Raw genomic sequence first — 11,895 nt, 5'->3', positions numbered from 1 at the left:
GTCATTCGTTGATTAATTTGCCGCAAAAGTAGAGACATAGCGTTTCATACGTTTTGCGGCAAATTTAAGAATCGGTAACAAATATGATACATTCCGGTTACAATCAGTAATGGAAATAATCCACATCTACGAAACCGTTCTCTCCCTTATCATTAAAACAATAAATACCTACGCGGTCGCCCCGGTAATTTCCCCATACCAATTGATAAGGTTCGCCAAACGACAGGAAGCTATCCCCGTCCAGGCTATAATAATAGTGGGATTTACCATCTAATCCCCACTGCGTCCTAAGCCATACATATTGCGACCGGATGGGTATTCCTCTCGTTATGTTATCGTTTTTTCTATATTCCAGATAGCAGGTACCCTCTTCTTTTACTATGCCAATAGCCGAATGTTGTGAAGAGAAGTGGCAAAGCCCGTTCTTTTGTCCATCTTTCATATTGGAAATATCCATCTTTATCACGACCTCATTATCCTGCTTTCTGAAAGTCCTCTGCGTAAGTGTATTGCCGGCTTTCAGCAGTTTATCGGCCTCTAAGGGGCGGTAAGCTTTCAGACGTAACCAGCCCGGACGTTCGGTGAGTGAAAAGTATTCCTTTCTCGGCTGATAGTTCCACTGCCACTGCGGGGCAAGCCGTTCATCGTCGAAGTCATCACTACGCTTGATAGATAGTTTCTCAGTATATTTGAAAGGCATCTTTCCACTCCATTTCATTGCACCGATGTTCTGGGGCAGCACTTCACCCGGTATGGGCCAGCCATCTACCCACGTAACGGGTAGGAGACTGACAATTCGCCCGCTCCAGTCCCCTGTTCCATGATGGGTAAGAAAATACCAGTTATTGTCCTTTCCCAGGATAATACCTCCCTGATTCGGTTCCATAGCCTCACAACTGGGCAGTGCCAACTGTTTTTCTTCTTTATAGGGTCCTGTCAACTTCCTGGAACGCTTTGCCATGACGTAACGGCCCACTCCCGGCTTATGCTCACTGAAAATCAGATAATACCAACCGTTCACCTTAATCAATTTACTGGCTTCCCTGCCACTGCCCGAATTGATGAGTACCGCAGATTTCCGGTCAATGCTTTTCCCATCTTCAGTCATCTTAAAGAGATAGGTCTTATATCCGTCGGCAAAATGGGTGCCGACAAAGTAGGCTTTTCCGTTGTCGTCCCACATTGCAGTACAATCGTCCCAGCCTGCTTCGGCAAGAAGTGGTGTCAGTGGTTCCCACGGACCTTCGGGGTGAGCGGCGGAGGTCATGAAATACCCTTCGTTGGGTGTACCAAAAAACAGATAGAACCGTTGGTTGTGATACCTCAATGTTCCTGCCCATACCCCTTTGCCATAGCGGTTCATACGATCCCAATTCAATTCTGGTCCAATCTGAGTCAAATCATTGATGATGTTTCCGCAAAGTTCCCAGTTGACGAGGTCTTTGGAATGCAGTAAGGTCATTCCCGGAGAGAACTGGAAGGTGGAGGATATCGCATAATAGTCGTCACCCACACGAATGCAGTCGATATCGCTATAATCGGAGGGAATAATCGGGTTGAGGTAAGTATCGTCTTTTTGTTCCCCCCAACTGTGCCAGTCGCCCCATGCCCTGTCGCTTTGCGCAAATATGTCTCCACTGCCTAGCAAGGATAATAGAATTATCAGAGTGTATTTATTCATGTCTCAATATAAATTTGGTTAGTACACTTTAATTTCCCATAAACCCGGATTGCCTGTTACTATTTTAACTTTCAAATATCTGGCATCTCCTATTCCTGTAGCCACATGTGGTGAGCGTACAGCTTTTTCATTCTGTATATCACATACCTGCCATTGTTTCCCATCAGTCGATTTTTCCAGAATCCACGTATGCCCAAAAGCTGGGAGCGTAAAGAACATTTCACAACGATTCAGGCTCATTACTTTCCCAAAGTCAAGTGTCAGATTCGGTGTTTTATCATCACCAGATGCCACCCAACGGGTTCCGTTTGAACCATCAACCGCATTTTGAGGCAGATAGGTAAATGTGCGGGAGGCAACAACAACAGATCCTTCATTGGGTTTCGGATTGTTTTGGTCTGTTTCTACCTTCTTGGTAGATACTCTTTCTTCTTTGTGACTTGACGCCGATACTTTTGCATTCAGTGCCAGATTAACACGGTTATCCGGGACATTTTTGAGATATCCTATACCCTTGAAATCAGGTACAATGGTTTTAATAGTGCCATCAGGATTAAACTGCATCCGGTCAACAAACACTTGCCGGGTAGTACTTCCTTCGCCAAACTCCAGATAAGTAAAAAGATAACTATCCGAATCGACATCATAGAACACATTACCATGACCAGGTCCCCATACTCCATTTTCAAGAGACGAAGATATGAATACATCATTCCCTTTGGGAGCCTTGAAGCCGCTCAGAGGTCCTTCTTTGCTTATCATGTAGGCATTACGGTAATTCTCACCACCTCCTTGGGTATATATATAATAATAAATACCTTTTCTTTTAAAAAGTGTCGGTCCTTCAGAATAGGCTGTCCTTTTAGTTGGCATAGTGATAACTTCTCCAAGAATTTGAGAGAAATCACTATTCACCTCAGCAGCTTTTCTACGCCGCCAGTAAACATAGTTTCTTCCATCGTCATCGGTAAATGGTTCAACATCTATATCTGGAATGAATGGTTGACTGGCTTTCTTCCCATCCGGCAGATTCTCCCAAAACAAACCATCCCCATTTTGAAAACGGAAAGGTCCGTCGGGAGATTCTGACACTAATGTATATACTGGGCATGTTCCGTCCGGTGAAACAATAGTTGGAAACAGATAATAAAGATTTCCTTTTTTTATAGCTCGCCCCGGAGCCCAATACCTGTAATAACCACATTTCTTCATACCGTTTTTGTCAGTATATACATAAGGCTTATTCCAAGCAATCTCTTTCAAAATGGTTCCCTCAAAGCTCCAGTTTACAAAATCCTTTGATTTCCACACTACAGGAGGTCCCATTTCTTCAAGCCCTCGGTCGATGTCGGTTGTACCATATAGATAGTAGGTATCACCGAACTTTGAGATGGATGGGTCGGCTATATTATCCGGGATTATCGGATTAAAATTCTGTGCCATACATATGGAACTACAGAATAAGAAGATGGGTAATAATAACTTTGTTTTCATAATATTTCATGTTTTTCTAATGCATTCACTTCACCTTTATCCCTTCAATAAACTCGTTCGTGATACAATCTTTCAAATCTTTCATCCGCTTTCCATTAATCACTACATTATCTAAGGTTACGTTTTTCACTTTCCTATCCTTATCCAATCCTTGTATCAATGGAGGATTCTCGCCCACACCTGTATAATTGATGTTGCGGAAAGTTATTCCGTCGATACTGTTTCCAGGCTGTTTATCATATTTAGGGTTAAAATTGACTTTCACACAAAACAAGCGTCCTTCTTGAATACTTTCTACACGAATATCTTCAAACAGTACATTCCGTACATGATTCTTGTCGCCGCAAACCACTGCCATACAGCCTTGATAGGGCACATCATCCTCATCCTGTTCCAATATATCGATATTGCGGAAAACAAGATTCTCAATCACTTCTCCATTCGGAGAGTCAGGGTCGCCATGACCACCTATATTAATGGGATGTGCAATATCTGCCCACAGAGCGGAGTTCTTAACTGTGATATCACTCGAACCACCCCACCAGTTCCAACGATGGTTATAGAGAGCGATGCAGTCATCCGAATTGCGCATAAAGACATTATCAACCATCACTCTGCGGCAACACATCATATCAATCCCATCACTCCAACCTTTACAACTGAAAGATTTCAGATTCCGTATTGTGATGTCCGAAGAGCCACCGCCAAAAACGGTATAATGGTCGGGATTGACCACCGTAATACCATCCACCAACACATGCTTAGAGTCGGTAATTTCAATTCCCCGAATGGGGTGATTCAGGATTCCCCGTCCGATGATACGTACATTCTCGGCTTTATCTACCAGCAGCTTCGCTTGGACCACCGCTCCAGGCGCCAAGTAAACGGTGGTATTGCTTGGAATACGAATCTGATTGTTGGGTAAATCTTTGGGGCGATGTACACCGGGACCAAAATATATAACACCTTTTTCTTCCTGCACATATTTTTCCGTTTCCAACGGATTGGCAAAGAGATGCAAGTTATGTAATCGGTCGCCGTTGAACTCCACGGAGAGATATTGAGGTTTGTCAAGGGTGAAAAAAATGGTATTTTGTATTTGTTTATAAGCCACTTTATTATTCAACGGACGAATAGCGACCTCACGTACCGTTTCATTATTCTTTTTCACCATTACCTCTACCGGGCTGCCCATATCGAATTGTACCATCGAGGCATCCTGCACTTTGTCCATATCTACCTGTACATTGTACTCAAACAGGTCTTTCCATTCCCTACCCGGTACACGGACACGAACCGTATAATCATCATTATGCGGCATCCCCGTCGCCAATCCTTCAGGATAAGTTATCACTTGTGCCTGTACTCCCACGGCAAATGTCAATAACGCTGCTACTGACAATCTGAATATCTGTCTCATAAGCTTTATCATTTTATAATATTGATACGCTTGAAAGCTAAAAAGTACTCAATACATGAAGAATGTTTCAATAGTGAAATGGGCAAGGAATATTCATACCATGACAGGTAGCATCCATAGCTTGGTCATAGAATTTCATCTCTAATCGTAGCATATACTCCATACGATTCATTGTCTATCTCATACAAAGGATGTAGCAAATATTCTTTCCCATTATTACGTAAATGAAAGGTATGGTCGGCAGAGATACTTAAATTCTTGAGAATATCAGAATGACTTCCTTTCAAAATAAGTTCCGAAGTAGTTTCAAAAGCCAAGAGAGTAGGACCATAAAACAAAGCTATCACATTTTCATCATCAGGCATCGTCTTCAAATGAAAATCATAATGGAAAATCATTTTTAGTCTATCATGATTCTTCCATTGGCGATGAATGCTGATGTAGGACATCGGTGAAACAGTTTCTTTCTGTAGTTCATCATTGATATATACATCAACCTTTTGTGCCCATGAAGGAATAAACAGGTTCAGCGTAAAGTCTGACTTCTTTTTAACTGATACTGTAAAATCAACAGTCGATGCATCAGGAAAATTTCCATCCTGTTCAATCGTTACATTCTTTTCCTTCCATTGCACGGCAGAAGGCACATAAAGATTCACCCATAAATAGGAATCATCGTGATAATAAATCCCGGAATTAAGTAAAGAGAAAGCTTCAATGCTTGAACCATTACAGCAACGAAAATCATTCTTTTTGAGAAAAGCTTTGTGACGCGGAGAACCTAAAGGTAAATGATAGACACAATCACCCGTATGTGCATTTTGCAAAGCTAATGCCGCATTATAAAATGTGTTCATATAAGCGTCAGCATACTTTGGTTCCGCTGTCCAAGTGAAAAGCGTAGAAGTAAGTTTCTGGGTATTATGAGACACACATGATTCTGCAATCTCTTTCGTCATTGTATTACTAAGATGCCTAGGCGTTCCCCAATGCTCGGCCGAAAGAGATGTGAGAGTAACGACATTTGGACGAGGTCCACTGCTCGAACCATTGACATAGGCATGACTTTTCATCAACATATTCCAGAAGTTTAAAGTGGCATTCCGATATAATTCTTCTCCGGTAAGAGAGTAACGGCGAGCGAAACCATTTACTAATACTAAATGGGTATTGGCGTGCAAACCACTCAAGTTATCTTTGTTTTTGGAGAGAGGAATAGCAAACCAATCACGGTCAAATATTTTTGCTAAAGCTAAATGCTGCGGATTTCCAGATACTTCATACAATTTATAAAGGACTTCGTTCATCGCCCCTGCTTCGTTTGATGGATTGGCTCCTACACTGTATAGTACTTTTTCTATTGTGTCGGGAGAGAGCTTATCCATGCGTCGCTTTACGTAGTCAGCCATTCCAACTACTATCTGATAAGCTTGTTCATTTCCTGTACGAATGTAAGCATCCAATAAGCCTTGCATAATCTTATGATAAGTGTAATAAGGAGCCCAAACCCCTCCAAAAGTAGTCTCCAATTTATCGAAGTCGGCTTCGGGAAAAGCACTTAAGTAACCGTTCCCTAATGCTTGTTGGCATTTAAATAATTCTGCAACCATGTATTTCAGCCTTTTTGATAACAAGGTATCTTGACGGTTTTCGACCACACTAGCCAATGCAGAAAGATAATGCCCCACAAAGTGTCCTCTGAGCCCAATCTTGGGTGACTCCCAGCCTTCTAATGGTTTTGCGGAGGATGGCAAACCTGCGTTTACTCTGAAATTATGCAATAATCTATTTGGCTCCAAAGACTTCAGGTATTGCAAGTTTAAAGATGCACGTTGTTCAATCCATGAAGATTTTAATGTAACCTCAGAATTTAAGAAAGGGTGCACTTTCTCTATAGTACAAGAGGAGCGTTTTATCGCACAGCTTTGTGAATTGATTTGCAAGAAGTCATTCTGTTTGAGTGTAGAAGCAAAAAGAAGTGAATATCCTGCTAATAAAAAGACTGTTATCAATCTCATATTTTATGATTTTAAAAGAATAAGGCATCTAGCACAAAAGTTTGCTAGCATCAAATATTTTATTTATGGTTCTTTTCTTTAATCTGAAAATTGTTAGTTTCGCAATTCTTGTCCGACTTTATCAACGCACAATAACTTTATCTACAAAATTATTCATTTTTACATTCATTTCTTGCAAAGAAGAAACCTTTTTTCCTCTAATTACAATATTTTCAAAAATAATATTCTGAACCCGATGAGTTTCATTTAGTCCTTCAAGAAGCGAAGGATTTTCTCTGGAACCATAATATGTAATATTACGGAAAGTAACGTCTTCAATACTATTACCGGGTTGTTTGTTATACTTTGGATTGAAACATACCTGAAGATTAAATAAACGACCTTCTTGAATATGTTCAACCCGTATGTCTTCAAACAAGACGTTTCGTACTCTATTCTTATCCGTACAACTTATAGTCATGCAACCTTGATACAAGATACCGTCTTCATCGTGCTCCAAAATATCAATATTCTTAAAAGTGATATCTTCAAGCAATTCACCGGTCATGGAATCGGGATCCCCATGTCCCCCTATATTTATTGGATGAGCAATGTCTGCCCAAAGAGTAGAATTGAATACTTTAATATCCTTTGTGTCTCCATAAAAGTTCCATCTATGTCCATAAACAGCAATACAATCATCGGAGTTGCGCATGAACACATTGTCTACAGATACATGCTTGCAACAAAAGAAATCAAGTCCATCTCCCCATCCCTGATAACTAAATGACTTAATATTGCGCAATGTGATTCCATCAGAAACGCCGCTACTTAATGTATTATAACGTGGATTTACTACCGTCAGGCCATCTACCAAAAGATTCTTTACATAATTTGCACTAACCCCATTAGAGGTTTCGAGCAACATGCCGTTTCCCAGAATTTTGACATTCTCTGTGCTATCACAATTGAGGCGTCCTTTTAAGACGGCTCCTCCTTCCAGATAAACAGTTGTATTGGAAGGTATGCGGAACTCTTTTGTTTGCGCGTCCGGTTCGTGATAGCCAGCTTCGAAATACATCACTTTGGGGTCTCTTTTATCAGGAACATCTTTAATAATAGCATTAGCAAACAAGTGCAAATTATGCAATCTGTCGCCATTGAATTCAATAGAGAGCTTTTGCGGCCTGTCTAATGTAAACAGCACAAAATTCCCATCTACTATCGGTTTTATATCTTTGGACAACGGACGAATGTCAATTGAGCGAACATCACCATTGTTCTTCTGTATCTGCACTTCTATTTTTCCAGTAAAATCAAACTGTACCATAGAAGCGTCCGAACGGGTGTCCATATCCACTTTAACGTTGTATTCATATAAATCAGTCCAATCTTGTGCCCCTACCTGACGCACACTTACTGTATAGTCATCGTTATGACGTGCATAGTACAATTGCTGTGGAACAGGGTAGGTAATAATCTGAGCATGTATTCCACCAGTTACAGCAAACAATAAGGCTATCAACCATTGCATTTTCATAAAACATTATTTTTATAAATAATAATACAAATTATATTCTTGATTTATAGGCGTCTAATTATCAGATGTAGCGAAATCACATGTAAAATTAGTCACATAGCTCAGGCGATCTGTGAGACCCGAAGAGTCACGCTTTCGTATCCGCTGTCCTTCTATGTAAAGTTCCTTTATGGTCAGGTTTATGATTCCTGAGAATGTTGCTGAGGGATTTGCTATCGGTTTTACAAAATAGAGATTTTGCATCATGAAGTTTTGTATCATTTGCTTGCCATCTACCATAGTTTGGATAAAGGCCCATTTATCTCCGGGTTTCCAAAACGAACAGTTTTTTATTTCGATTTTTTCATACAAAGGCCAGGAAGTAGAACTGTCGTAGTTCACGAATCGGATGTCTCCGCTACCATTCCTGCCGACTATAGCATGAAAATTATCAAAGTAGAAACCTTTTAGTAGCCTGCCGCAGGTATCGGCCCCAGGATTGCTTGTTTTGGTATTGATTCCTGCACGTATACAGTGGGCTAGCCGTGTCCATCCAATGGCATTGCTAACGCGGATGTTCTCTGTGTCGGAGTTACTCCAGTTCAGCCGCTCCTTGTTATAGACACCTGCCGCTGCGAATGTGTTGCGTATCTCCGCCGGATTCGCATCTGTATTCGTCAAATTTATGGATTTGTTCTCATTATAGGTACGCATCGGAAATTCGTTCGAAGGATTATAATGGCCTGTAGCAAATGCATCATCATTTCCCAGGGTAATGGAGCCATTGACTGTTACGTTCTTACCGCTCGAAAGATTGAGTCCGTCTATCCATCCATGATTGTAAGGCGAAAGCCCCTTAATATTGTTCAGGTCAACGTCTACAACATCATGTGTTTCCCAGTTCCATTGCTGGGAGTCGCGCATGTATGTGTCGTTGAATGTGATATTATTAGATTTTTTTACCACAACTCCCCCCTGATGCGGAGTGTTTTTGGCATCTTTTTTGTCGGTTGAGAAAGAGAGACAACCTTGTCCATCGTGCATACCGCGACCTGAAACTGTTATAAAGCTGGAGTATGCAATGTAAATTGCTGGTTCGATAGCCTCTCTACACTCTTTTTGACGGTTTATCATGAGTGCATTTTCGTCGGTATAGACGAAAAGTGGCTTTCCGCCGTTGTTGACGTCTCCGTTCCAGTTATGTATTTTAAGGCCCGACCATAGGTAGACCCCGGCAGGAATGTATAGTGTATTGAGTTCGGGCGTATTTTTTATTTTCTCCAAAGCCGCTTGTAGTGCATCGGAAAGGTCGTTTTTGTCTCTTGCTCTCAGGTTGGGGAACGCAACTACTTTGCTTGTATACGAGACGAATCGGCCGGCTTCGTGATTCCATGTTAAAAGTTTTCCGTCATTAAGGCTGGCGTCTGTAACACTGCCGGCAGGACGGCAAATCTGTCCGACTGAGTCCGTAATTGGATTTTCCCGCAGGTAGTTTTCTGAAAACGTTCTAAAATTAAGCACATTGGATGCAGGAAGCGAGGGCTTCGTCGTCGTATCTTCCAAAGGGTCGTTTATAAGCGTAAGTTGCGGATTACTCGTTGAGGCATCTTGTGGATCATCACCGTTGATGACCACTATGGCATACGGTAGATTCTTCGCCATCTCGAATGTGAGCGTTCTTCTATCAGCACTGATCGTAATAGCTTTTTGTGGATAAAAGCGCACTGGGTGGATGGTAACACTGTTGATTTCGTTGCCTCCCATGATATTGATCTCAATTTTAGGCGTCAAGGTGTTTGAGGCAAAGCGAGCAATATCCATATTATGCCCCTGATTTCCATTGACGGTGTTGTCATAACGGATAGCGGGTACACTAACATCTGCGATCTTCACACCAAATCGCGTAGATATAGCGTCATTTCTCACATGTGAAGGGTATGCCACTCCACCCGGTCCCGTGGCTGGTATGGTAAATGGTGTGTATACGTGAACAATGTTGTTTTGCGCATACAGAGGTAGCTCAGACAATAAACACAACATTACTGTTAGAATGTTGCAAAATAAAATTTTCCTATTCATAAAATTGTTTATAGATGAGTCTACTTTAAAAAGTGCATTTCAGCACTTTTTAAAGTAGACTCATAGATTATTTGATTTTTAAAACGAACGATATTTCATTTGGCTTCACTTCAGAAGGAAGATTAATAATCAGGCCTTCAGCTGTTCTTTTAAAAGATACTTTGGCATCGGTTCCCAAAAGGCTGACGTCTCTGATTGATTGTGGATAAAGAGGATTACCTGCCGCTAATGATTTAATAATTACTTTATCATTTTCGGGCCATGCCATTACATGAGCATACAGAACATCCCCCTTAGTTACGAAACGGATGTCTTCGGCAGTGTAAGGTTTGTTCTTCCCTTCGTTAAAGCCTTGCACCGTCAACGGGTTGGGTGATTCGGCAACAGGTCCTTCGCCAAAAACAGTCCACGGGCGGGTATCGAAAACTCCTTCTTTATTCTTATCCATCCAGTCGGCTATTCCGTTTAGTATGGCTTCCTCTTTGTCGTCGATGGTTCCGTCTCCCCGCATGGGCACACTTAGAAGCATATTACCATTTTTACTGATGATTTCTGTGAGCATGTGTATAACCGTTTTGGCGGATTTATATGCATTATTATCATACGTAGGCTTGTGGTAGTGCCAATGTCCCAAACACGTGCATGTTTGCCAGGGTTTTTCCTGTATCTGATCGGGCACGCCTCGCTCTACATCCCAAACGAGGCATTCTTTCTGATCGTCGGTAAGTACCTTGGCAAATACTACCACCTCGTTTTTACCTTTGTTTTCTTTCAGACTCTTGTTGTAAAAATGGGCTACAGTACGCAATCCGACATCGCTCACCGGCCACAGGGGCATTGTGGTGTCATCGTAATATATCATATCCGGATTGTATTTATTAATCATATCCACATTGCGGTCGAAGAAGTTCTGGAAATATTCTTCGGTGGGTACGGATGCTCCGTTTTTCCATGCCCACTGGCTGTGGATGCGATTGGTTTTTTCGCTTCCGTCGCTTAGTGGGTGGCTCTGTACATATAATTCCTGCGGGTCGTATCCTTCCCACCATTTGCCTTTACCGTTGGCTTGGGTTAGTTTCCCGTCATAAGGGATGCCTTTCATCGGGCCTTCTTTGTCGGAACGCTGAGCGGTTTCATACCAAGTCCATGCGTGTGCTGAGTGAATGCTTACCCCGAAGTACATTCCCTGTGTGCGTGCCGCTTTTTCCCATTTGCCCACAATATCTTGTTTGGGGCCCATATTTACAGAATTCCACTTATGGTATTTGCTGTCCCAAAGGTCGAAGTTGTCGTGATGGTTCCCCAGTGTGAAGAAATATTGGGCGCCTGCTCTTTTATAGAGGGCCATTAGTTTCTCGGGGTCCCATTTTTCGGCTTTCCAGGTGTTAATTACATCTTTGAATCCGAATTCTGACGGATGACCATAGTTTTCTACGTGCCATTTGTATTGCAGGCTTCCTTCATCGTACATTCCACGTGCGTACCAGTCGCCCTGCCCGGGTTGGCACTGTGGTCCCCAGTGTGCCCAAATGCCAAACTTTACGTTTCTGAACCAATCGGGCGCTTGCCCGTATTGCGCGAGTGATTCCCAGGTGGGTTCGTATTTCCCTTCCAGCATTTTTTCGTGGTTGGGGGTACAAGAGGTTAGTGTGACGCATACTAATATATATGTTAAGATAAGGGCTCTCATGATGGTTTATTATTA

The 11,895-nt window shown here is 41.9% G+C and carries 7 protein-coding genes; all 7 read right to left on the bottom strand.

Annotation, left to right across the window (positions count from 1 at the left end):
* Positions 1-103: 103 nt before the first annotated feature.
* Complete coding sequence (locus BWI44_RS08495; protein ID WP_286812957.1) at positions 104-1,681, bottom strand: glycoside hydrolase family 43 protein; 1,578 nt, start codon at positions 1,679-1,681, stop codon at positions 104-106.
* 18 nt (positions 1,682-1,699) lie between these two features.
* The gene (locus tag BWI44_RS08490) at positions 1,700-3,175 is read right to left on the bottom strand and encodes a family 43 glycosylhydrolase (protein WP_195209590.1); all 1,476 of its coding nucleotides are present in this window, start codon (positions 3,173-3,175) and stop codon (positions 1,700-1,702) included.
* A 25-nt stretch (positions 3,176-3,200) separates the two neighbouring features.
* On the bottom strand, positions 3,201-4,595 hold the full coding sequence (locus BWI44_RS08485) for a glycosyl hydrolase family 28 protein (protein ID WP_195209589.1): 1,395 nt from the start codon (positions 4,593-4,595) through the stop codon (positions 3,201-3,203).
* 125 nt (positions 4,596-4,720) lie between these two features.
* Entirely contained in the window at positions 4,721-6,613 is a 1,893-nt protein-coding gene (locus tag BWI44_RS08480) for a beta-L-arabinofuranosidase domain-containing protein (RefSeq protein ID WP_195209588.1), read from the bottom strand.
* Positions 6,614-6,734: 121 nt separating this feature from the next.
* On the bottom strand, positions 6,735-8,132 hold the full coding sequence (locus BWI44_RS08475) for a glycosyl hydrolase family 28 protein (RefSeq protein WP_138292246.1): 1,398 nt from the start codon (positions 8,130-8,132) through the stop codon (positions 6,735-6,737).
* A gap of 54 nt (positions 8,133-8,186) precedes the next feature.
* Positions 8,187-10,151: a glycoside hydrolase family protein gene (locus BWI44_RS08470; protein WP_229036218.1), complete on the bottom strand. Its 1,965-nt coding sequence runs from the start codon at positions 10,149-10,151 to the stop codon at positions 8,187-8,189.
* Between the two features lie 106 nt (positions 10,152-10,257).
* Entirely contained in the window at positions 10,258-11,880 is a 1,623-nt protein-coding gene (locus BWI44_RS08465) for an alpha-L-fucosidase (RefSeq protein ID WP_195209586.1), read from the bottom strand.
* Positions 11,881-11,895: the final 15 nt, after the last annotated feature.

This window comes from Bacteroides sp. Phil13 (assembly GCF_001940965.1).
GTDB lineage: Bacteria > Bacteroidota > Bacteroidia > Bacteroidales > Bacteroidaceae > Bacteroides > Bacteroides intestinalis.
The sequence above is the reverse complement of the archived record's forward strand: the minus strand, read 5'-3'. Positions and strand labels throughout refer to the sequence as shown.

Excerpts from the sequence above, each read along its gene's own strand:
- BWI44_RS08495 (WP_286812957.1), bottom strand. The coding sequence starts at position 1,681 with ATGAATAAATACACTCTGATAATTCTATTATCCTTGCTAGGCAGTGGA.
- BWI44_RS08490 (WP_195209590.1), bottom strand. The coding sequence starts at position 3,175 with ATGAAAACAAAGTTATTATTACCCATCTTCTTATTCTGTAGTTCCATA.
- BWI44_RS08485 (WP_195209589.1), bottom strand. The coding sequence starts at position 4,595 with ATGAGACAGATATTCAGATTGTCAGTAGCAGCGTTATTGACATTTGCC.
- BWI44_RS08480 (WP_195209588.1), bottom strand. The coding sequence starts at position 6,613 with ATGAGATTGATAACAGTCTTTTTATTAGCAGGATATTCACTTCTTTTT.
- BWI44_RS08475 (WP_138292246.1), bottom strand. The coding sequence starts at position 8,132 with ATGAAAATGCAATGGTTGATAGCCTTATTGTTTGCTGTAACTGGTGGA.
- BWI44_RS08470 (WP_229036218.1), bottom strand. The coding sequence starts at position 10,151 with ATGTTGTGTTTATTGTCTGAGCTACCTCTGTATGCGCAAAACAACATT.
- BWI44_RS08465 (WP_195209586.1), bottom strand. The coding sequence starts at position 11,880 with ATGAGAGCCCTTATCTTAACATATATATTAGTATGCGTCACACTAACC.